We start from the raw sequence: 25,782 nt of genomic DNA on the forward strand, positions 1-25,782 counted from the left end.
CGCTCCTCATCGAGGACCCTGCCCATTGATGATCTTTGTGTGAGAACTCAGATCATGGACAGGGTCCTCCCCATTCCGCTAGACCTCCACCACCACGAATCCCCCCGACGGTCAAAACACGAGACGCGGGGGGCGTGACCCACAGGGTCACGCCCCCCGCACCCCGTCCGGGCTCAACCGCCCAGGGCGTCGATGTCGCGCATCTCCTCGGCGGTCAGCGAGAAGTTCCAGATGTCGGCGTTGGCGCGGATGCGCTCCGGGGTCACCGACTTGGGGATCACCACGATCTCGTGGTCGACGTGCCAGCGCAGCACCACCTGTGCCGGGGAGACGTCGTGCGCGGCGGCGATCCGGGTCAACACCGGGTCGGCCAGGTCGCTGGCCTTGAACGGGCTGTAGCCCTCCAGCACGATCCCCCGGTCCCGGTGCTCGGTGTGCCGCTGCCGGTCGTACAGCGTCGGGCTCCACCGGATCTGGTTGACCGCCGGGTTCTCCTCGGTGGCCTGGATCAGCTCGTCGAGCTGGGCGGTGGCGTAGTTGCTCACCCCCACCGCCCGGGTGAGGTCCGCGTCCCGGGCGGCCAGCAGCTCGCGCCAGACCGGGATGCTGTCCGCCGGTGACGACGGCGGCCAGTGGATCAGCCACAGGTCGACGTGGTCGGTGCCCAGCGCCCGCAGGCTCGCCTCGATCGTCTCCCGTTCCCGGCCGACCCGGTCCGGCGGCAGTTTGGTGGTGATGAAGACGTCCTCGCGGCGTAACCCGCTCTCCCGCACCGCCCGACCCACCTCCTCCTCGTTGCCGTACATGGTGGCGGTGTCGAGGTGCCGGTAGCCGGCGTCCAGCGCGGCCAGCACCGCGTCGTAGCCGGCCTGGCCGGTGGCCTGCCAGGTGCCGAAACCGAGCAGCGGCATCCGGACGTCGCCGGGGAGCAGGACGGTGGGTTGGTCGAGGTCCATGCCGACCGTTCTACCCGACATCGGAGCGGACATGCCGCGCCCCCGGCGAACCCGGACGGATTGCCGGAGAATGCCGGTGTGCCGAGCATCGACCCGGGCCGACGGCGAGGAGCATCGTGTACCTGACCCACCTGGAATGTCCCCGCTGCGGTCGGGAGCACGACCCCGGCCGGCTCACCAACCTCTGCACGTGCGGCTCACCACTGCTGGCCCGCTACGACCTGGCCGCGGTGGCCGCCACGGTGACCCCGGAGCGCTTCGGGTTGCGCCCGGCCGACCTGTGGCGTTACCGGGAACTGCTGCCGGTGGCCGACGAGCGGCACGTCACCACGCTGGGCGAGGGGTGGACGCCGCTGTTGCGCGCCCCGGCGTACGGCCACGAGATCGGCATCGCCGACCTGATCGTCAAGGACGAGGGACTCACCCCGACCGGGTCGTTCAAGGCCCGGGGGGCGGCGGTCGGGGTGAGCCGGGCCCGGGAGCTGGGCGTACGACGGCTCGCCATGCCCACCAACGGCAACGCCGGGGCGGCCTGGGCGACGTACGCGGCACGGGCCGGGATGGCGGCGACCATCGTGATGCCGTTGGACGCCCCGGTCATCTGCCGCCGCGAGTGCGTGGCCGCCGGTGCCGACCTGCGCCTGGTCGACGGGTTGATCGGTGATGCCGGACGCTGGGTGGCCGAGCTGGTGGCCGACGCCGACGGGGCCGTCTTCGACGCCGGCACACTGCGCGAGCCCTACCGGCTGGAGGGCAAGAAGACGATGGGGTACGAGATCGTCGAGCAGCTCGGCTGGCAGGTGCCCGACGTGATCATCTACCCGACCGGTGGCGGGGTGGGCCTGATCGGCATCTACAAGGCCCTGCACGAGCTGCGGGAGCTGGGCTGGGTGGGCGACAAGCTGCCCCGGTTGGTGGCCGTGCAGTCCACCGGCTGCGCGCCGATCGTCCGGGCGTTCGCCGCCGGGGAGGACCGCGCCCGGCCCTGGGTCGACGCGCACACGGTGGCGTTCGGGATCACCGTGCCGGCCCCGCTGGGCGACGAGCTGATCCTGACCGCGCTGCGGGAGAGCAGCGGCACGGCGGTCGCCGTGGACGACGCGGAGATCCTCGCCGACCTGCGGGACTTCGCCGCCCGGGAGGGGTTGCTGCTCTGCCCGGAGGGGGCGGCCTGCCTGACCGCCGCCCGCCACCTGCGCGCCGGTGGCTGGATCCGGGCCGACGAGCGGGTGGTGGTGCTGAACACCGGATCGGGGCTCAAGTATCCGGAGACGGTCGACGTTTCCGGCGTACCCGTGCGGTGACCGCCGGCCGCCCGCCCGGGTGCCGACCCGCGTCCCACGGACGGCACGTCCCACGGGACGCCGGTGGCGTCGACGCCGCCGGTGAGCGGTAGCGGACCTGCCGGATCTCGGCGACGACGAAGGGCCCCGGCCACACGCACCGGGCGTGGGCAGGGGCCCTGTCGGTCGGCGGTGGCACCGGGTCAGGACGTCGGCGGCTCGTCCTGGCCGGCGGCCTCCGCCGCGTCGGCTTCCTCCTTGGTCCGGTGCACCACCTGGTCGGCGTGCTCCGGCGGGCCGTAGACGGTGTAGAGGACCAGGGGGTTGGGCCCGGTGTTGACGAAGTTGTGCTTCGTCCCGGCCGGCACCACCACCAGGTCACCCTGGGCGACCTCCCGCGTCTCCCCGCCGACCCGGGCCTCACCGGTGCCGCTGACGAAGGTCAGGATCTGGTCGATCCCGTCGTGGACCTCCTCGCCGATCTCGCCGCCCGGCGGAATAGTCATGATCACCAACTGGGTCTTCTCGCCGGTCCAGAGCACCCGGCGGAAGTCTGGGCTCTTCTGGGCGACCGTCGCGATCGTGAAATGCTCCATGTTCCGCTCATACCCGCAACGACGACGGATCACGCCGGGCCGTGCAGATGATGGAATTCCCCGCCCCGGGCAGGTTTGCCCGTCGCCGGATCGGGCAACGAGCACTCCAGACCGGCGCGGCGATCGCACCGGTCGAACCAGGTCCCCGCTGGCGTACCGCCGGATGGCTGCGATGGTGGGAGACGGTCGGAGCGCGGCGACGGACGGCCGGTGGGCCGTACGGCGCCGTGCGCCCGTTCAGGCCAACACCGCCAGGTGGAACGGACGGTCGGAGACGCTGCCGTCGGTGGCGAACGTCTTGACGAACACCCCGTTGGGGATGCCGGTCCGCCCCACCACGCTGATGCCACCGGGCGGCGCGAGCCCGGCGCTGCCGGCCAACCCGATCGTGCCCACGTAACCGGCCCGGCTCACGTCCTGGTCGAAGACGACCTGGTACATGCCGGGGGCGAGCCGGGTGGCGGAAGCCGCGCCGAGACCACGGGCCAGGACGCCGTTGGCGTGCACCACGGCGTAGAGCATCCGGGCCGAGACGGGCATGCCGGTCTGCCGGTAACTGACCAGTTGGGCGTCGGCCAGGGCCACGTCGTCGCGGCCGGGAACGGGTTGGGTGGCCGGGCGACGCCGGGGACCGGTGCTGGACATGGTGCTCCTGCCTGCCGGCCACCTTCTCGGGCCGGGAGCGATGGGGGGTGACTCCACGATCCGCGCCGTACGGCCGGATCCGTACCTCGAAAATATGTCGGTCATGCCGGCTACCACCAGTCGACCGCATGTCCATTAGCTGACATAAACCCGCCTTGAGCTGCGCAAACTCCGCCCATCGGCCGAGCTGCGCCCGCCTGCGGAGCTGCGCCCGGCCGGCGGGCGGGTCGGCGGCCGGGGCTAGCCTGCTGGGGTGGCCCGACTGCTGCTCGTCGAGGACGATCTGACCATCCGTACCCCGCTGGTCCGGGCGCTGCGCGACCGGGGACACGCGGTGGCCGCCGCGTCGACCGCGATGGAGGGTCTGCGGCACACCCTCGACGACCGGCCCGATCTGGTGGTGCTCGACCTCGGCCTGCCCGACCTCGACGGCGGCGAGCTGCTGCGGATGCTGCGTGCGGTCAGCGCCGTACCGGTGATCGTGGCCACCGCCCGCGACGACGAGCGGGAGATCGTCCGGCTGCTCGACGCCGGGGCGGACGACTACGTCGTCAAGCCGTTCACCGCCGTGCAGCTCGATGCCCGGGTGCGGGCGGTGCTGCGCCGGGGCGGCCCCGACCGGCCCGACGGCGAGGCCGTGCTGGCGGTCGGCGGGCTGCGCGTCGACCCACGCGCCCGCCAGGTCACCCTGGACGGCGTACCGGTGGAGCTGACTCCGCGCGAGTTCGACCTGCTGCACCACCTCGCCGGCCGGCCCGGTGCGGTGGTGACCAAACGGGAGCTGCTCACCGAGGTCTGGCGGATCCCCTACGGCGGGGCGGACAAGACCGTCGACGTGCACCTGTCCTGGCTGCGCCGCAAGCTCGGGGAGAGTGCCCAGCAGCCGCGCTACCTGCACACCGTGCGCGGGGTCGGGGTGCGGCTCGCCCCGCCGGGGGACGACCGGTGAGCCGGCGACATGGCGCACCGGCGGCGGCAGGTCCCGGTCTGCTGCCGGCGCACCCGGCAGGGTGACGACCGGCCGGTGCCCCGACCGGGGTCGGGACACCGGCTCGGCGGTGGGTCAGCGGACGGCGCAGGTCAGCACCGTCGGGGGCTGGTTGTCACCGGTGCCGACCAGGCCCCAGGTGGTGGTCGCGCCGGGGGGCAGGCTGCCGTTGTAGTTGGCGTTGGTGGCGGTGACCTGCCGGCCGGACTGACTGACCGTGGCGTTCCAGGACGAGGCGATCTGCTGCGCGCCCGCGAAGGTCAGCGCGGTGGTCCAGCCGGTGATGGCGGTGCTGCCGACGTTGCGCACCGTCACCTCGGCCTGGAAGCCGCCCGACCAGTTGCCGGTCACCCGGTATCCGGCCGAGCAACCGGCCACCGGCGCGGGCGTGCCGGTGGGAGTGCCGGTCGGTGTCGCGGTGGGGGTGCCGGTCGGCGTGCCGGTGGGAGTGCCGGTCGGCGTCGCGGTGGGGGTGGCCGACGGCGTCGCGGTGGGGGTGGCCGACGGCGTCGCGGTGGGGGTCGGGGTCGTCCCGTCCGAGGTGGTGTAGTCGGCCCGGGTGTACGCCGCCGAGCACGTCCCACCGCAGGAGGCGGGCAGCGCGAACCGGTAGACCCGACCGTTGTTGACCAGCGTGCCGGCCGCGTCGCGGACCCGGATCTGGAAGTCGGTGCCACCGGACGCGGTCGCCCCGATCACGTACGACTGTCCCATGTCGCTGTTCATCGTGGCGGCCGTCCACACCCCACCGGCCAGGTATTCCACCCCGTGGATGCCGTTGGGCAGGTGCGAGACGGCGATCGCCGGCCAGTACCGCTGGGCGCCCTTCATGAAGCCGATCCGGATGTCGCCGGAGTAGTCCGGCGCGGGCACGAACGACCAGGAGACGTGCCGGTTGTTCCAGTGGGTGGGGTTCAGGTCCCCCACCGGCGTCCCGTTGCGCACGAACCGGTTGAGCGAGGCGGTGGAGAGGTCCAGGTGGTAGGGGTCGTCACGGCACCAGGCGTTGCCGTCGCCGCAACTGTCCGCCACCACCATGGTCAGGGTCGCCCCGTTGTAGGCGTCCGTGGTCCACGAACCGTTGCGGCAGAACGGCTGACCCGGTGCGCCGTCGTTGACGCCGGTGCAGTAGTCGCCGATGGTGACCCGCACGAACCGGCCACAGTTGAGGCCGTTGTTCCACAGCCCGATCTTCGCCGCCTGGCTGGCCGGGATCGGCCGCAGCGGGTACGACGAGTAGTCACCGGGCAGGTCGTAGGCGTTGAGCGCGACGAAGTCCGGCGAGTCCAGCTCCGCCTGGGGCAGGCCGCAGCCGCCGTACGGGGCACCGAGGCCGTCGAAGTGGGTGGCGTTGCCGGTGACCGGGGTGCTCGGCTCGGGCACCGCGAGCGCACGGGCGGGCAGCGGAACGGCCAGCAGCAGCGCGGCGGCGGTCAACGCCGCGAGCAGGCCGGCACGGTGACGCGACGATGTCATTGGGGGTACGCCTTCCGGGCAGGATGGAGCGGGGACATGGTGATCGGATGCCCTTCCACGCCCGGCGTACCGCCCACCCATGCCACCACCGGCACCGGCCACTGTCAATGCCCGATGTGGAGGGCCCCGGGTACGGTGCCGATCCGTCAGGACGATTGCCGGCAACCCCTGTGGCAGGGCCGGTCGGCCCGGTAGATTGAGGTATGGTGCCCGCCCCCGGGGGTCGGGTGGCGGAACCGGTCTACCGCCCCATCCTCACCAGCAGACGCGGTGAGCTGGAGGCGCTGGGTCATCTCGACAGCGCCTCGGCTCCCCTGGTCGCCCCGGTCCTCGACGTGTCCCCGACCGATACCGGCCTGCCCGATCTGCTGCGCCGGCTGCCCGCCGGTCTGGTGCCGGCCGTCGACGTCTGCGCCCTGCCCGACGGGCCGGCCGGCGAGCTGGCCCGGTGGGACCTGCCCGTCCTGCCGGTGGTCGGGTTGGCCTGTGGCGACCGGCGGTTGGCGGCACACGGCGCGGCCTGTCGGGCGTACGCCCGGGGTGCGGTGGTCCGGCTGCGGATCGGCCGGGACCGGGCCGGCCCGGACGCCACGACGACGGCGGTGGAGCGGATCTGGCGGCGGACCGGGCTGGTCCCGGAGCAGTGTGACCTGCTGGTCGACGCCGGTGACGTGTGCTGCCTCGCCGACCTGCGGGTCGCCGAGCCCCGGGTGCGCCGGGTGGTGGACTGGGCCTGCCGGCACGCCTGGCGCACGGTGACCGTGGCGGCCGGCGGGATGCCGCCGTCGCTGTCCCGGCTGCGCACCGACGAACCGGTCCGGGTCGACCGCTGGGACTGGCTGTTCTGGCGTCGGCTGACCGACCTGGGCGTCGGGTACGGCGACTACGGGGTGGTCCCCGCCCCGCCGGGCGACGTGGAGCCGGGCGACCGGCTGCCGACGGTGCGGTACACCGCCGACGACGGGTGGTGGATCTACCGCTGGTCGCGGCGGGGTGGCCGGGGCGACGAACGGTTCGCCGACCTGTGCCGCACGCTGGTCACCGCCGCACACTGGCCGGCCGCCGGGGCGGGGTTCTCCTGGGGTGACCACGAGTTGCTGCGGCGGGCCCGCCGGGTCACCGGGGCCGGGTCACCGGCGAACTGGACGGCATGGAGCACGTCACACCATCTGGCGCACGTGCTGTCGGAGCTGACCGGGCCGGTCGACGGGCGTCGTCGGGGCCCACCGACGGGCGTCGACGACCGGGACGGGTTCACCCGGCCGCACCGCGGCGGGGAGCACCGGTGGGCCCGCTGACCGGGTCACTCCTGCTCGGTGAAGCCGAACTGGACCACGCCCTCGTCGTCGACGGAGGCGTCCACGGAGGTGTCGTTGAGCAGTTCGGCGGCGTCGGGGTCGAGGAAGATGCGGGCCCCCTCGGTGTCGACGACCTGATCGCCCTGCGCCGGCACGGGCACCAGTTCGATGGTGAGCGCACCGGCCTCGGTGTCGGCGGCGATCCGCAGCCCGCCGTCCTGGGCCACGTCCTGCTGGGCCGCGAGGTCACGGATCACGAGTACGGCGTTGTCGGTCATCGTGAGCATGGTGGGACTCCTCGGGATCATCGGGATCATCAGGGTCGGAACGTCGCTCGACGACACGTGCGCGTTCCCTGCGGCGAACCGGTGCCCGCCGGGTGATTCGGGGCGTCTTCGTGCCGCCCTCCCCACCCACGGTGCCTGCCGCCCGGAGGTTCGTCAAATAGAGCGCCGGCTATCGGCGAATCCGCAGAACATCCACGTTTCCGCTCCTCAGCGCCCTGATCTTTCCTACCCTGAGCGCATGGACGCTGCCCGACGGTACGCCGCAGAACTGCTCGGCACCCTGCTGCTGGTCCTCGCCGGGGTGGGCACCGCCGTCTTCGCCCAACTCCAGGGCGGCGTGGTGGCCGTGGCGCTGGCCTTCGGGTTCGTGCTGGTGGGGTTGGTGTACGCGATCGGCCCGCTCTCCGGCGCGCACCTCAATCCGGCGGTGACGATGGGGGTGCTGCTCTCCGGCAAGATCTCCGTGGTCGGCGCGGTCGCGTACTGGATCGCGCAGTTCGTGGGGGCCACGGTGGCCGGCTTCGTCATCTGGGGGCTGGTCCGCTGGGGTGGCGTGGCGGACCAGACGGGAGCGTTGGGCACCAACGGTTACGGGGTGCACATCAACCGGGGTGGCACGGCGGTGCTGGAGGTCATCCTGACCTTCCTGTTCGTGCTGGTGGTGCTGGTGGTGACGAGCCGGGTCGAGCACGCCGGCTTCGCCGGTCTGGCGATCGGCCTGGCCCTGGTGGCGGTGCTGCTGGTGGGAATCACCCTGGACGGCACCTCGATCAACCCGGCCCGGTCGTTCGGTCCGGCCGTGTTCGAGGGCGGTGCCGCGCTCCGGCAGCTGTGGGTGTTCATCGTCTTTCCGCTGCTCGGTGGGGCGCTGGCCGCGCTGGCCGCCCCGCTGCTGGTGGCGCCGAGCCGGCACTTCCGTGCCGAACCCGACGCGCCCGATCCGGCCGCGCCGGACCCGACCTGACCCCGACCACCCCACCGGGCCACCCAGCCAGGGCCACCCGACCAGGGCCACCCCAACGGGGCCACCCGACCGTGGTCAGCTGACCACGACCACCCCGATCAGAGCCACCCGACCGGGGTCAGCCGACCGGCTGAGCCCGACCGGTGGACGCCACCCGGGCGGTCAGCGCCGTTGCAGCACCACCACCGGGATCTCCCGGTCGGTCTTGCTCTGGTATTCGTTGTAGGCCGGCCAGATGCCGGTCATCCTCGGCCACATCCGGGCCCGCTCCGCCGGCTCGGCGGTCCGCGCCCGGACGGCGAACGTCTCCGGGCCCACCTGCACCTGTGCGTCGGGTTCGTCGAGCAGGTTGAGATACCAGGAGGGGTGCTGGGGCGCACCACCCTGGGAGGCGACGATCAGGTAGTCGTCGCCGTCCCGCCCGTAGATGAGCGCGGTGCGGCGTAGCCTGCCGCTGCGCCGGCCCCGGGTGGTCAGCAGCAGCGTGTAGACGCCCGGCTGCCACTCGTGCCCCTCGGCACCGCCGGTCGCGACGTACCGCCGGATGTGATCGGCGACCCAGCCCTCGGGGCTGTCCAGCACCTGCTCGTCGGTCGACATCTGCGCCTCCGGGTAGCTCGTGGCATCGACCCGGCCACGCTATCCCGACATAAACCCCAAAGGCGGGCGAACGACTCAACGCACCGCTGCCGCCTGGAGGTTCACGTTGCCGCAACTGCTGTTGAAGGTCTTCTCGACGGTCCAGCGGATCAGCAGCTGCTCACCCCGGGGCACCCGGTACCGGATGACGAACTGGGCGGTGTGGGTGGTGTGCGGGTCCTCCAGCCGCAGCGTGCGGGTCGCGCCGCCGGTGGACAGCCGCACGTCCAACCGACCCTGGGCCATCCAGGTCCCGGCGAAGAGGTGCACCGTACGCGGTTCACCGTCGCCGGTCACGGCCAGCGCGAACCCGTTACCGACCCCGCAGACGAACACACCGGTGGCGGTGGCGGAGACTGCCGGCACCCCGGCACCGTCACGCCACCCGAACAACTCGGGATTGGTGTCGTACCGGTCGCGTGCGCCCCGGCCGCCCTCGTCGCGGATCTCACCGGTGCCGCCGTTCTTACGGATCAGGGTCTCCGGCCGGTTGAGGCCCCAGTGCACCCAGTCCCGGGCGCCCAGGGCGGTCAGGTCCACCTCGGCGGGCACCTCGGCCCGGGAGACGCTCAGCGTCGGCGCGGCCGGGGACGCCGCCGGGGTGGCCGTCGGCGTCGGCGGCTCGCTCGGCGGCGGCGGGGTGCGTTCCCGGGGCTGCAGGCCGGGTGCGGCGACCCCGGCCTCGCCCGACACGCCCACCCCCGTCGCCCCGGTCGGATAACCGGCCGGGGTCGGCGCACCGGCCGGCAGCACCAGGTCGGGCTCCGCCGGGTCCGGGTCCGGGCCCAGATAGGTCACCAGCACCGCAAGGCAGGCCAGACCGGCCACCGAACCGATCGCCCAGCGGCGGCGTTGCCGGCGACGGGCCTCCCGCCGTTGGGCGATGCGCGTCGTCGGGCCCGGCCCGATCCGCCAGGTCTCTTGGTCGTTCACGTGTGTCCCACTCCCCAGCCCGACGCCCGCGACCGGTCGGGGAGGGGGTGCGGTCGCGCCGTGAGCGTTCTCACGTTTTCATTCCAGGGCCGCCATGCGCCATATGCCAGCGGGTGGGCGTTTCCAGTTTGTTACCAAGTGCGTGCCGGGGAAAGTTTCCTACCTAATATGAAACCCCAGCTCAGCCGCGAAATGGCCAGAAGATCAACGATAGGGGGCCGTCAGCGGATCTCGAAACCCAGCGCCCCGGCCAGCACCATCGCCTGGGCCGGGTCGATCACCGCGCCGGCCCGCTCGACCGCCGTCGGGTCCAACGCGGTGAGGTCGCTGCCCCGCAGATCGGCCCCGGTGAGACGCACCGCGCGCAGCTGGGCCGCCGAGAGGTCCACCCGGGCCAGGGTCGCGCCGGTCAGGTCCGCCCCGGACAGGTCGACCTCCCGCATCCGGACGTCGCTGAACTGCGCGCCCCGCAGGTCGGCCCCGGGCAACCCGACGAACGACCAGTCCCCGCCCGACACCCGCAACGGACGCAGCGCGCACTGGTCGAACGTGCTGCCGACCAGCTTGCAACCGGTGAACTCGGCCTCGAACAGGTTGCACCGGCGGAACCCGCAGCGGACGAAGGCCGAGTCGGTGTGCCGGGAGGAGTTGAACGACACCCCGCCGAAGTCACACCCGGTGAACGAGGCGCCCCGGGTGACCGCCTCGGTCAGGTCGACGTCGGTGAAGACGCACCGCACGAAGTGCCGGTCGACCAGCTCCTCGGCGTACCAGTCGGTATGGCGGAACGTCTTGTCCTCGATGGTCTGCGGCACCACCCCACCCTAGGTGCGAGCACCGACACCACCACCGCACCTTCCGTCCGGCGCGTACCGGCTAGTAGTTTCGGCCGGGTGAGCGTGGCACCCAGCACCGACCCGACCCGTACCGGCTTCGACCCGGCCCGGCTGGCCCGCATCGACGAACACTTCGGCCGGTACGTCGACGACGGGCGGCTGGCCGGTTGGCAGATCGTCGTCACCCGTCGCGGCGAGGTGGCGCACTCCTCGGTCCGTGGGCTGCGCGACGTGGAGGCGGGCAGCCCGGTCGAGCCGGACACCATCTGGCGGATCTACTCGATGACCAAGCCGATCACCTCGGTCGCGGCGATGATGCTGTGGGAGGAGGGCCGGTTCGAGCTGACCGACCCGATCAGCCGCTGGCTGCCGGAGTTCGCCGACGTCCGGGTCTTCGACCGGGGTTCGGCGCTCAAGCCGTACACCGTGCCGGCGGTCGAGCCGATCCGGGTGTGGCACCTGCTCACCCACACCGCCGGGCTCACCTACGGCTTCGCGCAGACCTCGGTGGTCGACGCGCTCTACCGGGCCGCCGGCTACGACCTCGGCGTCCCGCCGGGGCTGGACCTGGCCGGGGCGAGCGCCGGGATGGCGCAGCTGCCGCTGCTGTTCCAGCCCGGCACCGGCTGGAACTACGGGGTCTCCACCGACGTGCTCGGCCGGCTCATCGAGGTCGTCTCCGGGCAGAGCCTGGCCGACTTCCTCACCGAGCGGGTCCTCACCCCGCTGGGCATGACGGACACCCGGTTCTGGGTCGATCCGGCCGACGCCAAACGGCTCGCCGCCCTCTACACCCCGCACCCGGGCACCGGCCGGGCGGTCCGCGCCGACCAGCTCGGTGCCGCCGCGCTGACCCGCCCGGAGTGCTTCTCCGGCGGGGGCGGGCTGGTCTCCACCGCCGCCGACTACCACCGGTTCACCCAGCTGCTGCTGCGCGGCGGCGAGCTGGACGGCGTACGACTGCTCGGGCCCCGCACGGTGCGCTACATGACCCGCAACCACCTGCCCGGCGGCGGCGACCTGGCGTCGCTGCAGCCGCAGGGGTTCGCCGAGACGGTGCTCGACGGCATCGGTTTCGGCCTGGGCTTCGCCGTGGTGCAGGACCCGGTCCCGGCCAAGGTGCCGAGCAGCGTCGGCGAGTTCTACTGGGGTGGGCTGGCCAGCACCGCGTTCTGGGTCGACCCGGCCGAGGAGATCACCGCCCTGCTGTTCACCCAGCTGATGCCGTCGAGCACCTACCCGTTGCGCTCGCAGCTGCGCCAGCTCGTCTACGCCGCCCTGGTCGGCTGAGCCGCGCCGGGCCGGGCGACGGCGGTGCCGGCCCGGCCGGCGGGGTCAGTCAGCAAGGTTGGCCGGGAAGCCGCCGGTGGCGATCGGGCCCCAGCTTCCGATGGTGACCCGGATCAGCGACTTGCCCTGCGCCACCATGGCCGCCCGGTACTCGTCCCAGTCCGGGTGCTCGCCGGAGATGCTGCGGAAGTACTCCACCAGCGGGTCCAGCGCGTCGGGCAGGTCGAGCACCTCGGCCGTGCCGTCGACCTGCACCCAGGGGCCGTCCCAGTCGTCGGAGAGCACGCAGGCGGAGACCCTCGGGTCCCGGCGGATGTTGGCGACCTTGGCGCGCTGCGGGTAGCTGGAGATGACCAGTCGCCCGGCGGCGTCGACCCCGCAGGCGACCGGGGAGGACTGCGGCCGGCCGTCGGCCCGGGTGGTCATCAGCAGGACCCGGTGGCGGGGGCGGACGAATTCGATCAGGGCGTCCCGGTCGACCCGGGTGTTCGTTGCGATGCTGCGTGCCATCCCCCGGTTCTACCAGGTCCGCCCCCCGGTGGCCCCGGTGGCGTCAGCCGGGGCGACCGGTGACCCGACCCCGCGCCGGCTGGGCGGGGACCCGGGGGCGGACGGTGGGCCGCCAGGCTCGGCCGTTGGCGTAGATGACCCGGAAGCCGAGGTACGCCGCGAGCGGCGCCCAGTGCGCCGAGCCCATCCGCAGCTCGGCGGCGTTGTGCCGTTGGCCGTTGGCGAGCACGTCGAGCAGCACCGTCTCGAAGGCGGCCGACTCGACCCAGTCGACCTCGCGGGTGAAGCCGCAGATCAGGGCCGCGCCGGTGACGTCGAGGAAGTCGCGCAGCGTGGCGTCGGAGGCGCGCAGCACCGAGCAGCTGCCGAAGTAGAGCCGCCGGCCCTCACCCCGGCCGGCCATCCGCTCGGCGACGTCGGCCAGCTCGACGGAATCCCAGTCGGTGAGGCAGAGCCGGCTGGGCTCGCCGTGCATGGCGAAGAAACCGACCCGGTGATCGGCGTACTGCTTGAGCAGCCAGCGGTCGAGGAAGTAGAACAGCTCGTCGCGGGTGGCGGCGTCCTTGTGGATGTAGCGGATGCGGCCGAGGCGTTCGAGCAGTTCGAGGGTGGGCAGCACGGAGCCGCGCTCGTTGAGGTCGCGGTGCCACTGCCCCTCGACACAGAAGACCCCGCCCCGCGCCACGTGCACCTCCCCGACCTCGCCGGCCGGGACGACGTTACCGGGTCCCGGTCACGAACCCCTATCGCCCTCGGTGCCCGACTGGTCAGTTTCGACAGACTTCGCCTTGGTGGCGAAATCCGTCCCCGGTCGGTACGGCCTGACCGAATTACCATTCCCCGCATTTCACAGGCAATACCCAGGTATCGCTAATCGCGAGGACAATTCTCCTTTATCACCACGAATCAGCTCGCCAGCTGTCAGGGTGGAGGTCGCAGGACGTCCCGGGCGATGCCCTGTTCACCACCCCAATCACTTCCAATCGGGAGGACTTCTGTGCGCCAGAACACTGTGAAGCGGGCACTCGTCGCGTTCGCCCTGGCTCTGCCGGGAGCCGCGATCGCCACGGTGGCCGCCGCGCCAGCGGCCCACGCCGACGGCTGCTACACCTGGAAACGCGACCTCTACCAGGGTCGCTCCGGGGACGACGTCCGCCAGTTGCAGATCCGGGTCGCCGGATGGGCGGGACGAGGGGGAATCGTCCGGATCGACGGGGACTTCGGCCCCGAGACCGCCGCCGCGGTCAAGCGCTTCCAGAGCGCGTACGGGCTGCGCAGCGACGGCATCGCCGGCAAGCAGACCTTCACCAAGCTCTACCAGCTCCAGGACAACGACTGCACGCCGGCCCACTTCAGCTACCGGGAGCTGGACGACGGCTGCGGCAAGGGCGGGTGGAGCGGCGGCCCGCTCTCCGCCACCGACACCAAGGCCACCGCGGTGCGCACCATGTGGAAACTGGAGGCGCTGCGGCGCAGCCTGGGTGACAAGCCGCTCAACGTCACCAGCGGCTTCCGCGACTCCCGCTGCAACAAGCAGGTCGGCGGGGCCTCGGACAGCCAGCACCTCTACGGCAACGCCGCCGACCTGACCTCGGGGAGCAGGTCACTGTGCGAGGTGGCCCGCGCCTCCCGTGACCACGGGTTCAGCGGCATCTACGGCCCCGGGTACGCCGGCCACGACGACCACGTCCACGTCGATTCCCGGCGGGAGAACAACCGCGACACGTCGACCAACCGCACCAGCTGGGCGGCACCCGACTGTGGCGTCAGCCGCTGACCCGCGCGGCAGCCGATGCCGGCCCGGCCCCACGGGATCATCGGGGCCGGACCGGCATCGGGGTACCGGAGGCGTCGGCCGGGCCTGACCGCTCAGCTCGCCCGGGGCCAGCGCGGCGCGGCGGCGGGGGGTGTCACCGGCCGTCCCGGCACGCCGCCACGCACCGCGGGCCGCATCCCCGCAGCGGACGGCCGTGCCCCGGGTGTCCCGGGCCGGCCGACCTGGCCACGGGCCGGATAGCCGGCCGCCGCCGGGGCGGTCCGCGCCGGTGCCGTCCCGGGCCGGGGCGTGGTGTAGGTGAACGGGAAGGGCACGTGCACGAACGGATTTCCGTGCCGGATCAGCGCGTCGATCTGACGATCGTTCAACCCGTGGTTCTCCAGCACCCGTCGTCCCCAACGGTGCAACCGGCACGGGTACGACGACCCGTCGTTGCGGCACAGCGGCCCGTTGGGCCACTCCTCGGCGGCGTGCACCACGACCGCCCGTACCGCGAGCCGGACGTCCTCGGGTGTCAACGAGACGGGCACCGGCACCTCACCCAGAACCTGATCGATGGGGTCCGTCGACTGCTCACCAACTCGCACGGCAGGCCTCCCGCAGCTCGGCAGCAGTTGCGGCTGAATCGCCGCAACGCATCCTCGCGCAGTGGTACGGGCGGTGACCGGCGTCGGTTCAATCCCCCCAGGCGGTGAGCAGATCCTCCGGCGTCAACACCTGCACACCGTCCACCACCGCACCGGCCCGGGCGACCGCCAGCAGCGCCACCTGTTCGTCGGCACCGGGCAGCCGGGACCGGTGCAGGGTGAGCCGACCCAGATCGTGCCCGTCGAAGGGCCGGTTCTCCAGCCACTTCACCGAACCGACGACGGTGATCCGCCGGGCGACCGGGCCACGGTCCGCCCCGACCAGGTCGATCTCCGGGTCGTTGGACCGGGTCCAGTAGCCGCCCACCACGCCGGTGTCCTCCGGCAGGTAGCCGGCCGGCAGTCGCCGCACCGCCTCCCGTACCACCGGTTCGATCGCCCGTCCCCGCCAGGACGTCCAGGAGGCGCGGATCCTGGCAAGGGTGAGATCGCCCCGCCCGCGCTCGATCTCGGGCAGGTACGGGCCGAGGAAGGTCAGCCAGAAGCGCAGGTACGGGTCGGCGACGGTGTACCGGGTCTCCCGGGAGGGGCGGATGGACAGCGGGGTGGCCACCTCGACGATGCGCTTGTCGGCCAGCAACCGCAGCGCGCGGCTGAGCGAGGCCTGGGGCAGGTCACCGGCAGCCCGCGCGATCAGGGAGAAGGTGCGCTCACCGGAACCGATGGCCCGCAGCACCAGACCGGCCTGCGACTGGGTCGGAAACTCGGCGGCCAGCGCCCGTTCCGCACTGACCAGAAGGGCGGAGGTCGGGTCGGTGACCGCGTCGGCGAGATAGTCGGCGAGGCCGGCCCCGGCGGGCCACTCGTCGAGGATCAGCGGTAGGCCGCCGGAGACGAGATAGGCATCGAAGGCGTCGGCGGGGGCCGCCCCGAGCATGTCCCGGACGTCGGTGGGGCTCAGCGGCGGCACCACCAGCTCCGTCGCCCGCTGGTGGAAGGGCCGCCCGTAGTCGTTCAGCGCCTCCATCATCGCCAGGTCGGAGCCAATGCCGATCAACAGCACCGGTAGCCGTGACAACTCCCGGTCGAACACCTTCTGCAGGGTGCCTTCCAACCCGGGATCCGTGGCGATCAGGTAGGGCAGCTCGTCGAGGACCACCACGGCCGGCCGGTCCGTCGGCAACGCGGCGGCCAGCAGGGTGAGCGCGGCGTCCCAGGTGCTCGGGCGCTGGGCGGCGAAGAGTTGCGCGCCGGGCAGGCTGGACCCGACCACGGCCTCGACGAACAGGGCAAGATCGGCAGCCACGGTGGGCTGGGCGGATGCGGTGAAGAACAGGTGGGGAATCCCGGCCCGGTCGACGAACTCCTCGACCAACCGGGACTTACCGACCCGACGACGCCCCCGCATCAGCAGCGCACGTCCGGGGCGGCCGGCCCGCCCGCCCCGGACGACCTTGGCCAGCATGCCGTCGAGCAGGGCGAGTTCCCGGTCCCGCCCGACGAAGCCGTGCATAGCCCGCTCCGATGCGTGCAGATTTGATACCACCAAAAATGAGGGTATCAAATTTGAGTGCTTCAGATCGTCAGGCCAGGCCCGCGTCGTGCACCAGCAGCGCCACCTGGACCCGGTTGTTGAGCGCCAGCTTGGTCAGCAGCCGCGACACGTACGCCTTGACCGTCGCCACGCTCATGAACAGCTCCGCCGAGATCTCCGCGTTGCTCCGGCCGTGGCCGAGCGCCACCGCGACCTCCCGTTCCCGCTCGGTGAGCCCGGCCAGCAGCCGCAGCGCCCGGTCCCGGCGCGGGTCCGCTCCCGGCGTCGACCCGATGGTCAGGTGGCTGATCAGCTGGCGGGTCACCGTCGGCGACAGGGTCGCCTCACCGGCCGCCACCCGCCGCACCGCCCGGACGATCTCGGCGGGTGGGGTGTCCTTGAGCAGGAAACCGCCCGCGCCGGCCCGCAACGCCCGGAGCACCTGCTCGTCGGCGTCGAAGGTGGTCAGCACCAGCACCTCCGGCGGGTGCGGCAGCGCCCGCAGCGCCTCCGTGGCGGCCAGCCCGTCCACCCGGGGCATCCGGATGTCCATCAGCACCACGTCGGGCGCGCACGCGGCGACGGCGGCGGGCACCTCGTCGCCGTCGGCCGCCTCGCCGACCACCCGGACGTCCGGCACCCCGCCGAGGATCATCGACAGCCCGGCGCGGACCAGCGCGTCGTCGTCGACGATCAACACCCGCACCGGGCCGTCGTCGCCGTCCGGCAGGCCGGTCACCGGACACCACCGGCCACCCGCTCGGCAGTCCCGGCCGGGCGGCCCGTGCCCACCGGGACGACCGGACAGGCCAGGACGACCGGACAGGCCGGGACGACCACGGCAACCGGGCGGCTCATGCCGGCCACGGCAACCGGGCGGCCAGCCGGAAGTCGCCGGTCGCGCCGTCCCGGCCGTGCGTCAGCCGGCCACCGGCCAGGTTGACCCGCTCGGCGATGCCGACCAGCCCGGTGCCGGCACCGGGCAGGCCCGCAGCCGGTGAGCCCACCGGCCAGGGGTTACGGATCTCCACGGCCAACTCCTGCCCCGGCCCGCCGGCCAGCCGGACACCGACCGCCGTGTCGGGGGCGTGCTTGCGCGCGTTGGTCAGCCCCTCCTGCACGATCCGGTACGCGCTGCGCCCCACCGCCGTCGGCACCCCCGCCAGGTCGGCGACCTCGTCGACCAGGGTGACCCGTACCCCGGCGGCCCGGGACTCGGCGACCAGCGCGGGCACGTCGGCGAGGGTGGGCTGGGGGCGTTCCGGTGCGGCGTCGCCGCCGGAGGTGTCGGCGCGGAGCACCCCGATCACCTCACGCAGGTCCTGTAGCGCGGCGTGCGCACTGCCCCGGATCACCCCGGCCGCCCGCGCCACCTCCTGCGGTGACGCGTCCGGACGGAACTCCAACGCCCCGGCGTGCAGGCTGAGCAGCGAGATCCGGTGCGCCAACACGTCGTGCATCTCCCGGGCGATCCGGTTGCGTTCCAGCTGCCGGGCCTGTTCGATGCGGAGCTGCTGCTCGGCCTCGGCCCGGTGGGCGCGGTCGCGCAGCGACAGCACGAGCTGCCGGCGGGCCCGGACGAACAGCGCCCACGCCACCACGATCCCGACGAACATCACCGTCCAGGCCACCGTCGCCAGGTAGGGCAGCGTCGGGTCGGGGCGCACGACGGTGTAGAGCGGGATGACCGCCAGGTGGAAGCCGACCAGCGCCGCGCCGATCGGCAGCGGCCGGTGGACCAGCACGGTGAACACCACGACCAGCAGCGCCACCCCGGCGGTCACCGAGAACAGGGCCAGCGGCAGGCCGGCCACGGCCAGCCCGACCGGCCAGCGCCGGCGCAGCCACAGGGCCGCGCAGAAGATCAGGCCCGCCGCCAGGTCCACCCCGACCAGCCAGGGCGGCCCGGCGTTGTGGGCGAACTGCGGGTCGGGCGACACCGCGTCGCCGAAGCCCACCAGCGCCCAGCCGACGGCGAGCAGGAAGGCCACCGTGTCGACCAGCCAGTCCCGGGGCGTACGACGGGATGCCCTCGTCTCGGGCGTCAGCGCCCCCGGCAGCAGCCAGGGATGATCGGGTACGACGGCAGCACTCACCCACCCATGCTAGAAACCCGGCCGGCCGCCCGGACACCAACCAAAGTCGAGGTCTGCCGGTAGACCTAGGTAGGGGTGACACTCGACCGCCGGCCGCAGCGCCCGGCCGGGTGGTCGCGACAGGCTCGACGGCATGATCACCGTGAAGAACCTCACCAAGCGGTACGGCCCGCACCCCGCCGTCGACGACGTCTCCTTCCGCTGCGAGCCCGGCACGGTGACCGGCTTCCTCGGCCCGAACGGGGCGGGCAAGTCCACCACCATGCGGATGCTCTGCGGGCTGACCCGACCGAGCTCCGGCACCGCCACCGTCGCCGGCCGGCCCTACCGGGAGCTACCCAACCCGGGTCGGGAGGTGGGTGTGCTGCTGGACGCCTCGGCGCAGCACGTCGGGCGCAGCGGGCGGGAGACGCTGACCCTGGCCGCCCGGACCATGGGCGTGGACGCCGACCGGGTGCCCGCCGTCCTGGACCGGGTGGGCCTGAACCCGGTGGCGGCGAAGCGGCGGGTCGGGGCGTACTCGCTGGGGATGCGGCAGCGGCTCGGCCTGGCGCTGGCGCTGCTGGGCGAGCCCCGGGTGCTGGTCCTCGACGAGCCGGCCAACGGCCTGGACCCGGAGGGGATCTTCTGGATGCGCGGCCTGCTGCGCGACTTCGCCGACCGGGGCGGCACCGTGCTGCTCTCCTCCCACCTGCTGCGGGAGGTGGAGGCGGTCGCCGACCGGCTGGTGGTGATCGGCGGCGGCCGGGTGGTCGCCCAGGGCGGCAAGGACGAACTGCTCGCCGGGGCGGGCACCCTGGTCCGGGCCCGCGACCCGCACGCCCTGCGGCTCACCCTCGACCGGGCCGGGCTGGACGCCACCGCCAACGCCGACGGCGGGTGCGTGGTCCGCGCCGAATCCGACGCCGTCGGGCAGGCCGCCGCCGACGCCGGGCTGGTCCTCACCGAGCTGCGGCCGGCCGGCGGCGGTGGCCTGGAACAGCTCTTCCTCACCCTGACCGCCGGCGCGAGCACCAAGGAGGCCGTGCAGTGACCACCATGACGACCACTCCCCCCGACACCGTCCGCAGGGCGGTCCCCGGCCCGTCCCTGGCCCGGCTGATCGGGGTGGAGCTGCGCAAGCTGGGCGACACCCGGGCCGGCCGTTGGCTGCTGGCCTCGATCGGGCTGATCGCCGCCGCGATCGTCGCGCTGCAACTGCGCTTCGTCGACGACGCCGGGCAGACCTTCAGCAACTTCTTCACCGCGTCGCTGGCGCCGGTGGCGTTGCTGCTGCCGGTGTTGGGCATCCTGTCGATCACCGCCGAGTGGTCCCAGCGCACCGCGTTGACCACGTTCGCCCTGGTGCCGCGCCGGGAACGGGTGATCGTCGCCAAGCTCGCCGCCGTGCTGCTCGCCGCGTTGGCGTCGGTGCTGGTGAGCCTGGCCGTCGCCGCCGTCGGCACCCTGCTGGCCGGGGTCACCGGCGGGGCGGGCGACTGGAACTTCGACCCGGCACTGGCCGGGCACGCCGCCGTGTTCCAGGCCATCAACGTGCTGATCGGCGCGGGGTTCGGGTTGCTGCTGCTCAACACCCCACTGGCGATCGTCACCTCGCTGCTCCTGCCGACCGTGTGGGGCATCCTGTCCGCGATGATCTCGGCGCTGCACGGTCCGGCCCGCTGGCTGGACACCTCGGTCACCATGGAGCCGTTGCTCGGCCCGGACGTGACCGCCGGGCAGTGGGGTCGGCTCGGGGTGTCCCTGCTGGTCTGGGTGGTCGCGCCGCTCGCCGCCGGAACGGTGCGCACACTGCGGCGCGAGGTGCACTGACCATGCGGGCACGGGAGCCGGGCGCCCCGACCACGGTCGGCGGTGACCTCGGGGATCTGCTGGTGATGTGGGTCGGCTTCCCGCTGCTGGGCGGCGCCCTGGGCGGGCGGCTGCCCATGGTCGCCGACTGGGTGGCCGGGCTGCCCTGGGCTCCGGTGCAGGGCTGGTTCGAGCTGGTCGCCGGGTTGCCGTACCGGCGGGCACTGGTCGGGGGCCTGCTGCTCGGGATGCTGGCCGGGCTGCTCCTCGCCCACGTCGGCACCCGGGAGCGGTTGATCGTCACGGTGGACCGGGGCGGGGTCCGGTTACGCCGCGACGGCGTCGACCGCGAGCTGGCCCGACGCACCGTCACCGCCGTCTTCGTCGACCGCAAGGAGCTGGTGCTGCTCGGCCCGGCCGGTGCGGAACTGGCCCGGGAACGGTCCGACCTGAGCGGACGACGGCTGGGCGACGCCTTCCGTGAGCACGGTTGGCCGTGGCAGGACGGCGATCCGCACCGGGACACCTACCGCCGGTGGGTGGCGGGGCTGCCCGAACTGCCGCCGGGGGCGGACCCGCTGCTGGGCGCGCGGCAGCGGGCCGTCGAGGCCGGCCGGCAGCGCGACGCCCGGGAACTGCGCGGTGAACTGGCCCGGCTCGGCGTGGTCGTCCGGGACGAGGGCAGACGGCAGTACTGGCGGACCGTTCCGCTTCCCCGGGAGGAAACCCCGCACGGGCGGTAGCGTTGCGGTGGAGAAGATCCCCCGCGACCGGGAGCGTGTCCGATGACCGAGCGGCAGCCGTACCGGGTGCTGGGCCGGCACCCCGGCTTCGAGCTGCGCCGGTACCCGGCCCACCTGGTCGCCGAACTGCACATCGACGGCGGGTTCGCCGCCGCCGGCACCGCCGCGTTCCGGCCGCTGGCCGCGTATCTGTCCGGGGCCAACCGGTCCCGCCGCCGGATGGGCACGAACGGGCCGGTGGTCCAGGCGGCGACCGGCTCCGAGCAGATCGCGATGACCGCGCCGGTGGTCCAGGAGGAGGGCGACCGACCCGGGGCCTGGCGGGTGTGGTTCGTGCTGCCCGCACGACTCACCCCGGCCACCGTGCCCGAACCGGAGGACCCCCGGATCACCGTCCGGGAGATCCCGGAGCAGTTGGCCGCAGCGGTCCGGTTCGCCGGGCGGTGGACCGACCGGGCCTTCGATCAGCGGGCCACCGCGCTGGGCCGGGCCGTCACCGACGCCGGCCTGACCCCGTCGGGGGCGATCCGGTACGCCCGGTTCGACCCGCCGTGGAAGCCGTGGTTCCTGCGGCACAACGAGGTGGTGCTGCCGGTCGTCGAGTGACCCCCGGCAGCGGCCGGGTCAGCAGCAGTGCGGTGCCGAGGCCGGCGCACAGGCCGGCCAGTGCGGGAAGCACGTCCGGGTCACCGCCGCCGACCGGGCTGTTGCCGGCCAACGCGGTCAGCGACGCGCCGAGCGGGAAAGCCGCACTGACCAGCAGCGCGACGTACCAGAGTGCCAGTGGGGCGACCAGGGTCACCGGGACGAGCACCGCGTACCGCCGCCAGGCCGGCACGGCGTCCGGACCGGGCCGGGTCAGTGACGTCACCCCCACCAGCAGGACCGCGCCGAGCACCGCCGCCGGGAGCAGCCGGTCGGCCGGCCCGACGAGCCGGACCAGCAGCAGACCCACCCCGCCGACGGCGGCCAGCGCGCACCCCGCCGCGCTGCGGGCCCGCCCCCGCCCGGATACGGCGGCCAGCGCGCCCGCCACGGTCAACGTCAGCAGGAGCAGGCCGGTCACCAGGGTGGCCGGACCGAGCGCGGGCTCCCGGTCGGTCGGCGACCGGGTCAGCACGGCGACCAGCGCCGACACCGCCGCCACGATGGCCATCCCGGTCAGCATGGTCCGGTCCCGGCCGGCCACGCCCGCCCGGTGCCGCGCTGCCGGACCTCCCCGACTGTCCGGTGCCGCCACTCCTGCCCCGCCGGGCGGGTTTCCCGGGTCGGCCCCGGTCGCCCGGTGGATCGGACCGTCCACACCGGTCTGCGCGTCCCGGCGTACGCCGAGGGTGGCGGTGATCCCGACGGCCAGCCAGCCGGCGGCGACCAGCAGCACGGTCGCGCCGGGGCCGGTGGGGTCGGCCCGGTCGACGGCGACGTCGGCGGCCAGCGCGGCGCCGCCGAGCAGCACGGCCGGCAGGGCCCAGGAGCGCCGGCCGCCGCCGGCCAGCACCAGCCCGGACACGACCGCCACCAACGCCAGGAAACGCAGGTCACGGGCCCAGTAGGTGTGCGCGCCGGGGAGTCGCTCCGACCAGGGGCCGGCCGGTTCGGTGAGCGGTTGCCAGCGGGTCATCCCGACCGCCCAGCAGACCACGGCCACGCCGGCGAGCCCGGTGCCGACGGCGGCGAGCCGGATGACCGGTCGCGGAGCGTGACCGGGCGGGGTGGGCATCATGGATGGTCAGACGACATCCGGACGGTTACGGTTCCCCCTCTGGGGAGGTGCCGCCGGTGTACGTCGTGTCCGTGATCAACTACAAGGGCGGGGTGGGCAAGACCACCGTGACCGCCAACCTCGGTGCCGAACTGGCGAACCGGGGGATGAAGGTGCTGCTGATCGACCTCGATCCGCAGACCAGCCTGACGTTCAGCTTCTACGACCCGGACGACTGGCGGGAGCGGCTACGCGACGGCCGCACCGTGAAACGCTGGTACGACGGGCTACGCGGGGACACCCCGGCGGTTACGTTGGGTGATCTGGTGGTCTCCCCCGGCCCGGCCAACGCGCACCTGACCGGGGCCGGCCGGCTGGACCTGATCGCCTCGCACCTCGGGCTGGCCGACATCGACCTGGCGCTGGCCCGGGGCGTGGCCGACGGGGAGGACTACGACCGGGAGCTGTTCCGGGTCCGGGGCGCGCTGGCCGAAGGGCTGCACGACGCGGCGCTCGACGGCTACGACCTGGTGCTGATCGACTGCCCGCCGAACTTCAACGTGGTCACCCAGTCCGCCGTCATCGCCAGCGACCACCTGCTCATCCCGGCGAAGGCCGACTACCTGTCCACCCTCGGCATCGACCACCTCTGCGGCAGCGTCCGGGAGCTGGTCGACCGCTACAACGCCGACGCCCGCCGGTTCGCCACCAGCCGCCGGCACCACAAGGTGGCCCCGGACATCGCAGGGGTGGTCTTCACCATGATCCAGCTGACCGCGCAGCGACCCATCGCCGCCCACCAGGGCTACCTGGATCAGGTACGCGCCCTGGGGCTGCCGGTCTTTCCCACCGCGCTGCGGGAGAACATCACCCTGTTCGCCGGGAACACCCCGCGCGGGGTGCCGGTGGTGCTGCGGCACCGGGTCACCTCGCCGGTGGTTCAGGAGGAGCTGCGGCAGATCACCACGGAGTTCATCGCCCACCTGCAACCCCGTGAGGTGACGGTGTGACCGGGACGCCACCCGGCGGGGACCTCGCGGCCGGGGTGCTGGCCCGGGTGGGTGAGCTGCTCGCCGGGCTGTCGGCCGCCGACGTGGCCGCGCTGACGCAGGGCCGGGCCCGGCTGGCCGTCGTCCCGGTGACGCCGGCCGGCGACCCGGTGGCACCGGCCGACGGCCCGTCGGACCGGCCGGCCGCCCCGACGCCGCTGTCGCCGACCGCGCCGGTGCAGCCCGCCCCGTCGGGCGTCGACCTGGACGCCGCGTCGGCCGCGCTCGACGCCATGGCACGACGCGGGGACGGTACGGCGTACCTGACGCCCTGGGCGATCCGGGACCTGCGGGCGCTGGCCGCCCGCCTCGGGTTGCGCGGGGTGGGCGGCCTGCGCAAGGCGGAGCTGGTGGAACGGCTGGTCGAGCGGACCATCGGTTTCCGCGTCGCCTCCGCCGCCGTCCGTGCCCGCTGAGCCGGTTGCCCGTCGGACGGGACTCCGCCCGCTGAGCCGGTCGCCCCGCCTGTCGGGACCCTGTCGCGTAGCGGTTCGCGGTGGCCGGGAATTCACCTCGTCGACCTCCCGCCGGTCGGGTGCCGGCCGATAACATCGCCGGGCATGGATATGAAGAGCAGCACCCGCCCGCGACCCGGGCGGCTGATCGCCGCGCTCATCGCCGTCGTCACCCTGGCGGTCCCGGTGGCGGTGTCCGCCACGTCGGCGTCCGCGGCGGCCACGTCGACCGTGGCGCAGGCCCTCGCCACCCAGGACGGCCGGACCGCCACGGTCACCGGCTACGTGATCGGCCAGCCGACCGCCACCAGCACGGTGCTCACCTCCGGCTACACCGCCGACACCGCCATCGCCCTGGCCGACACGGCCACCGAGACCGGCACCAGCCGGATGCTCTACGTCCAGATCACCGCCGACTACCGCAGCACGTTCGGGCTGTTGACCAACCCGTCGCTGCGGGGCCGGCAGGTCACCGCGACCGGGACGCTGACCGCGTACTTCAGTCACGGGGGGTTGAAGAGCCCGACCGCGATGAGCGTCGGTGGCGGCGGCACGCCGACGCCCACCGCGAGCGCCTCCCCCACCCCCGCGCCCACCGGCTCCACCGGGCCGTACGACTCGACGTACTACGCCGGCGCGGTGGGCAAGAGCGGCAGCGCGCTGCGCACCTCCCTGCACACCATCATCAAGACCCAGACGAAGCTCAACTACGACCAGGTGTGGGAGGCGTTGAAGGACACCGACCAGGACCCGGCGAACGCCAACAACGTCATCCTGCTCTACAGCGGACGGTCGCAGAGCAAGAGCAGCAACGGCGGCGGGGCCAACGACTGGAACCGGGAACACGTCTGGGCCAAGTCGCACGGTGACTTCGGCACCGCCACCGGGCCGGGCACCGACGTGCACCACCTGCGGCCGGAGGACGTGACGGTCAACTCCGCGCGCGGCAACAAGGACTTCGACACCGGTGGCAGCGCGGTCGCCGAGGCCGCCGGCAGCTACACCGACGCCGACTCGTTCGAGCCCCGCAACGCGGTCAAGGGCGACGTCGCCCGCATGATCATGTATATGGCGATCCGGTACGAGGGTGACGACGGCTGGCCGAACCTGGAGATGAACAACTCCGTCACCAACGGCAGCGCACCCTACCTGGGCCGGCTGCCGGTGCTGCTCCAGTGGCACCGGCAGGACCCGCCGGACGCCTTCGAACAGCGCCGCAACCAGCGCATCTACGAGCGCTGGCAGGGCAACCGCAACCCGTTCGTCGACCACCCGGAGTGGGCCACCGCGATCTGGGGCTGAACGGTCCGGTTGTCGCAGATCACCCCGGTCGGGCCGTGAGGACGC

The 25,782-nt window shown here is 73.3% G+C and carries 28 protein-coding genes; 13 read left to right on the plus strand and 15 right to left on the minus strand.

Translation table 11 applies throughout. From position 1 onward, the window contains the following. Positions 1-173: 173 nt before the first annotated feature. Positions 174-956, minus strand: a complete 783-nt coding sequence (locus JQN83_RS24915; protein WP_208569591.1) for an aldo/keto reductase — start codon at positions 954-956, stop codon at positions 174-176. Positions 957-1,072: 116 nt separating this feature from the next. Here JQN83_RS24915 and JQN83_RS24920 point away from each other — a divergent pair, with 116 nt between their 5' ends. Next, positions 1,073-2,260 carry a threonine synthase gene (locus JQN83_RS24920; RefSeq protein WP_208569592.1) on the plus strand — a complete coding sequence of 396 codons (1,188 nt, stop codon included), beginning with the start codon at positions 1,073-1,075 and terminating at the stop codon, positions 2,258-2,260. A gap of 182 nt (positions 2,261-2,442) precedes the next feature. Here the strand turns inward: JQN83_RS24920 and JQN83_RS24925 are convergent, their stop codons facing one another. Together JQN83_RS24925 and JQN83_RS24930 are read right to left on the minus strand one after the other, a co-directional pair. Beyond that, positions 2,443-2,835, minus strand: coding sequence for a cupin domain-containing protein (locus JQN83_RS24925; protein ID WP_219467678.1), 393 nt, complete (start codon positions 2,833-2,835; stop codon positions 2,443-2,445). Positions 2,836-3,072: 237 nt separating this feature from the next. Beyond that, positions 3,073-3,480, minus strand: coding sequence for a hypothetical protein (locus tag JQN83_RS24930; protein ID WP_208569593.1), 408 nt, complete (start codon positions 3,478-3,480; stop codon positions 3,073-3,075). 253 nt (positions 3,481-3,733) lie between these two features. Between JQN83_RS24930 and JQN83_RS24935 the strand changes: the two genes are divergently transcribed. After that, positions 3,734-4,429, plus strand: coding sequence for a response regulator transcription factor (locus JQN83_RS24935; protein WP_208569594.1), 696 nt, complete (start codon positions 3,734-3,736; stop codon positions 4,427-4,429). A 114-nt stretch (positions 4,430-4,543) separates the two neighbouring features. Here the strand turns inward: JQN83_RS24935 and JQN83_RS24940 are convergent, their stop codons facing one another. Then, positions 4,544-5,944 (minus strand): cellulose binding domain-containing protein, encoded by a 1,401-nt coding sequence (locus JQN83_RS24940; protein WP_208569595.1) that lies wholly within the window; start codon positions 5,942-5,944, stop codon positions 4,544-4,546. A gap of 203 nt (positions 5,945-6,147) precedes the next feature. Between JQN83_RS24940 and JQN83_RS24945 the strand changes: the two genes are divergently transcribed. Further along, positions 6,148-7,242 (plus strand): beta family protein, encoded by a 1,095-nt coding sequence (locus tag JQN83_RS24945; protein WP_208569596.1) that lies wholly within the window; start codon positions 6,148-6,150, stop codon positions 7,240-7,242. Between the two features lie 5 nt (positions 7,243-7,247). Here the strand turns inward: JQN83_RS24945 and JQN83_RS24950 are convergent, their stop codons facing one another. Then, positions 7,248-7,529 (minus strand): HesB/IscA family protein, encoded by a 282-nt coding sequence (locus JQN83_RS24950; RefSeq protein WP_208569597.1) that lies wholly within the window; start codon positions 7,527-7,529, stop codon positions 7,248-7,250. Positions 7,530-7,767: 238 nt separating this feature from the next. Between JQN83_RS24950 and JQN83_RS24955 the strand changes: the two genes are divergently transcribed. Further along, positions 7,768-8,493, plus strand: coding sequence for an aquaporin (locus JQN83_RS24955; protein ID WP_208569598.1), 726 nt, complete (start codon positions 7,768-7,770; stop codon positions 8,491-8,493). 162 nt (positions 8,494-8,655) lie between these two features. On the opposite strand, the gene JQN83_RS24960 is transcribed toward JQN83_RS24955, so the two are convergent. From JQN83_RS24960 to JQN83_RS24970, 3 genes are all read right to left on the minus strand, one after another. Further along, complete coding sequence (locus JQN83_RS24960) at positions 8,656-9,093, minus strand: nitroreductase family deazaflavin-dependent oxidoreductase (protein WP_208569599.1); 438 nt, start codon at positions 9,091-9,093, stop codon at positions 8,656-8,658. 75 nt (positions 9,094-9,168) lie between these two features. Then, a complete protein-coding gene (locus JQN83_RS24965) occupies positions 9,169-10,065 on the minus strand; it encodes a hypothetical protein (RefSeq protein WP_307799673.1) in 897 nt (298 codons plus the stop codon). A gap of 221 nt (positions 10,066-10,286) precedes the next feature. Continuing rightward, entirely contained in the window at positions 10,287-10,880 is a 594-nt protein-coding gene (locus JQN83_RS24970; protein WP_208569600.1) for a pentapeptide repeat-containing protein, read from the minus strand. Positions 10,881-10,958: 78 nt separating this feature from the next. On the opposite strand from JQN83_RS24970, the gene JQN83_RS24975 reads away from it, so the two are divergent. Next, positions 10,959-12,191, plus strand: coding sequence for a serine hydrolase domain-containing protein (locus JQN83_RS24975; RefSeq protein WP_208569601.1), 1,233 nt, complete (start codon positions 10,959-10,961; stop codon positions 12,189-12,191). A 45-nt stretch (positions 12,192-12,236) separates the two neighbouring features. Here the strand turns inward: JQN83_RS24975 and JQN83_RS24980 are convergent, their stop codons facing one another. Both JQN83_RS24980 and JQN83_RS24985 read right to left on the minus strand, forming a co-directional pair. Continuing rightward, on the minus strand, positions 12,237-12,701 hold the full coding sequence (locus JQN83_RS24980) for a PPOX class F420-dependent oxidoreductase (RefSeq protein WP_208569602.1): 465 nt from the start codon (positions 12,699-12,701) through the stop codon (positions 12,237-12,239). A 43-nt stretch (positions 12,702-12,744) separates the two neighbouring features. Further along, entirely contained in the window at positions 12,745-13,386 is a 642-nt protein-coding gene (locus tag JQN83_RS24985) for a DUF6642 family protein (RefSeq protein ID WP_208569675.1), read from the minus strand. A 312-nt stretch (positions 13,387-13,698) separates the two neighbouring features. On the opposite strand from JQN83_RS24985, the gene JQN83_RS33900 reads away from it, so the two are divergent. After that, complete coding sequence (locus JQN83_RS33900; RefSeq protein ID WP_307799676.1) at positions 13,699-14,478, plus strand: D-Ala-D-Ala carboxypeptidase family metallohydrolase; 780 nt, start codon at positions 13,699-13,701, stop codon at positions 14,476-14,478. A gap of 92 nt (positions 14,479-14,570) precedes the next feature. Here the strand turns inward: JQN83_RS33900 and JQN83_RS24995 are convergent, their stop codons facing one another. From JQN83_RS24995 to JQN83_RS25010, 4 genes are all read right to left on the minus strand, one after another. Continuing rightward, positions 14,571-15,008 carry a hypothetical protein gene (locus tag JQN83_RS24995; RefSeq protein ID WP_307799679.1) on the minus strand — a complete coding sequence of 146 codons (438 nt, stop codon included), beginning with the start codon at positions 15,006-15,008 and terminating at the stop codon, positions 14,571-14,573. A 145-nt stretch (positions 15,009-15,153) separates the two neighbouring features. Continuing rightward, the gene (locus JQN83_RS25000) at positions 15,154-16,578 is read right to left on the minus strand and encodes an ATP-binding protein (RefSeq protein ID WP_244253157.1); all 1,425 of its coding nucleotides are present in this window, start codon (positions 16,576-16,578) and stop codon (positions 15,154-15,156) included. A gap of 70 nt (positions 16,579-16,648) precedes the next feature. Further along, positions 16,649-17,425: a response regulator gene (locus tag JQN83_RS25005; protein ID WP_208569677.1), complete on the minus strand. Its 777-nt coding sequence runs from the start codon at positions 17,423-17,425 to the stop codon at positions 16,649-16,651. A gap of 28 nt (positions 17,426-17,453) precedes the next feature. Further along, a complete protein-coding gene (locus JQN83_RS25010; protein ID WP_208569605.1) occupies positions 17,454-18,695 on the minus strand; it encodes a sensor histidine kinase in 1,242 nt (413 codons plus the stop codon). Positions 18,696-18,828: 133 nt separating this feature from the next. Between JQN83_RS25010 and JQN83_RS25015 the strand changes: the two genes are divergently transcribed. From JQN83_RS25015 to JQN83_RS25030, 4 genes are read left to right on the plus strand one after another with little or no spacing between them, the layout of a single operon-like run. After that, entirely contained in the window at positions 18,829-19,728 is a 900-nt protein-coding gene (locus tag JQN83_RS25015; protein ID WP_208569606.1) for an ABC transporter ATP-binding protein, read from the plus strand. 5 nt (positions 19,729-19,733) lie between these two features. Further along, complete coding sequence (locus JQN83_RS25020) at positions 19,734-20,507, plus strand: ABC transporter permease (RefSeq protein WP_208569678.1); 774 nt, start codon at positions 19,734-19,736, stop codon at positions 20,505-20,507. A gap of 2 nt (positions 20,508-20,509) precedes the next feature. Next, on the plus strand, positions 20,510-21,229 hold the full coding sequence (locus JQN83_RS25025; RefSeq protein WP_208569607.1) for a YqeB family protein: 720 nt from the start codon (positions 20,510-20,512) through the stop codon (positions 21,227-21,229). Positions 21,230-21,271: 42 nt separating this feature from the next. Further along, a complete protein-coding gene (locus JQN83_RS25030) occupies positions 21,272-21,835 on the plus strand; it encodes an SOUL family heme-binding protein (RefSeq protein WP_208569608.1) in 564 nt (187 codons plus the stop codon). Here the strand turns inward: JQN83_RS25030 and JQN83_RS25035 are convergent. Next, complete coding sequence (locus JQN83_RS25035; RefSeq protein ID WP_208569609.1) at positions 21,723-22,949, minus strand: hypothetical protein; 1,227 nt, start codon at positions 22,947-22,949, stop codon at positions 21,723-21,725. The two genes, JQN83_RS25030 and JQN83_RS25035, sit on opposite strands and share 113 nt — an antisense overlap. Positions 22,950-23,008: 59 nt before the next feature. Here JQN83_RS25035 and JQN83_RS25040 point away from each other — a divergent pair, with 59 nt between their 5' ends. The 3 genes from JQN83_RS25040 to JQN83_RS25050 all read left to right on the plus strand — a co-directional run bounded on the left by JQN83_RS25040 (position 23,009) and on the right by JQN83_RS25050 (position 25,737). After that, the gene (locus JQN83_RS25040) at positions 23,009-23,941 is read left to right on the plus strand and encodes a ParA family protein (RefSeq protein ID WP_208569610.1); all 933 of its coding nucleotides are present in this window, start codon (positions 23,009-23,011) and stop codon (positions 23,939-23,941) included. Then, positions 23,938-24,396, plus strand: coding sequence for a Rho termination factor N-terminal domain-containing protein (locus tag JQN83_RS34225; protein WP_208569611.1), 459 nt, complete (start codon positions 23,938-23,940; stop codon positions 24,394-24,396). The genes JQN83_RS25040 and JQN83_RS34225 overlap by 4 nt, the downstream gene beginning before the upstream one ends. Before the next feature lie 144 nt (positions 24,397-24,540). Beyond that, positions 24,541-25,737: an endonuclease gene (locus JQN83_RS25050; protein WP_208569612.1), complete on the plus strand. Its 1,197-nt coding sequence runs from the start codon at positions 24,541-24,543 to the stop codon at positions 25,735-25,737. The last annotated feature ends 45 nt before the right edge of the window (positions 25,738-25,782 follow it).

The organism is Micromonospora antibiotica (assembly GCF_017599305.1).
GTDB lineage: Bacteria > Actinomycetota > Actinomycetes > Mycobacteriales > Micromonosporaceae > Micromonospora > Micromonospora antibiotica.

What these genes read in the sequence shown, in the direction of transcription:
- JQN83_RS24915 (WP_208569591.1), bottom strand. Translation starts at nt 956, where the DNA reads ATGGACCTCGACCAACCCACCGTCCTGCTCCCCGGCGACGTCCGGATG.
- JQN83_RS24925 (WP_219467678.1), bottom strand. Translation starts at nt 2,835, where the DNA reads ATGGAGCATTTCACGATCGCGACGGTCGCCCAGAAGAGCCCAGACTTC.
- JQN83_RS24930 (WP_208569593.1), bottom strand. Translation starts at nt 3,480, where the DNA reads ATGTCCAGCACCGGTCCCCGGCGTCGCCCGGCCACCCAACCCGTTCCC.
- JQN83_RS24940 (WP_208569595.1), bottom strand. Translation starts at nt 5,944, where the DNA reads ATGACATCGTCGCGTCACCGTGCCGGCCTGCTCGCGGCGTTGACCGCC.
- JQN83_RS24945 (WP_208569596.1), top strand. Translation starts at nt 6,148, where the DNA reads ATGGTGCCCGCCCCCGGGGGTCGGGTGGCGGAACCGGTCTACCGCCCC.
- JQN83_RS24950 (WP_208569597.1), bottom strand. Translation starts at nt 7,529, where the DNA reads ATGCTCACGATGACCGACAACGCCGTACTCGTGATCCGTGACCTCGCG.
- JQN83_RS24955 (WP_208569598.1), top strand. Translation starts at nt 7,768, where the DNA reads ATGGACGCTGCCCGACGGTACGCCGCAGAACTGCTCGGCACCCTGCTG.
- JQN83_RS24960 (WP_208569599.1), bottom strand. Translation starts at nt 9,093, where the DNA reads ATGTCGACCGACGAGCAGGTGCTGGACAGCCCCGAGGGCTGGGTCGCC.
- JQN83_RS24980 (WP_208569602.1), bottom strand. Translation starts at nt 12,701, where the DNA reads ATGGCACGCAGCATCGCAACGAACACCCGGGTCGACCGGGACGCCCTG.
- JQN83_RS25000 (WP_244253157.1), bottom strand. Translation starts at nt 16,578, where the DNA reads ATGCACGGCTTCGTCGGGCGGGACCGGGAACTCGCCCTGCTCGACGGC.
- JQN83_RS25015 (WP_208569606.1), top strand. Translation starts at nt 18,829, where the DNA reads ATGATCACCGTGAAGAACCTCACCAAGCGGTACGGCCCGCACCCCGCC.
- JQN83_RS25020 (WP_208569678.1), top strand. Translation starts at nt 19,734, where the DNA reads ATGACGACCACTCCCCCCGACACCGTCCGCAGGGCGGTCCCCGGCCCG.
- JQN83_RS25025 (WP_208569607.1), top strand. Translation starts at nt 20,510, where the DNA reads ATGCGGGCACGGGAGCCGGGCGCCCCGACCACGGTCGGCGGTGACCTC.
- JQN83_RS25030 (WP_208569608.1), top strand. Translation starts at nt 21,272, where the DNA reads ATGACCGAGCGGCAGCCGTACCGGGTGCTGGGCCGGCACCCCGGCTTC.
- JQN83_RS25035 (WP_208569609.1), bottom strand. Translation starts at nt 22,949, where the DNA reads ATGCCCACCCCGCCCGGTCACGCTCCGCGACCGGTCATCCGGCTCGCC.
- JQN83_RS25050 (WP_208569612.1), top strand. Translation starts at nt 24,541, where the DNA reads ATGGATATGAAGAGCAGCACCCGCCCGCGACCCGGGCGGCTGATCGCC.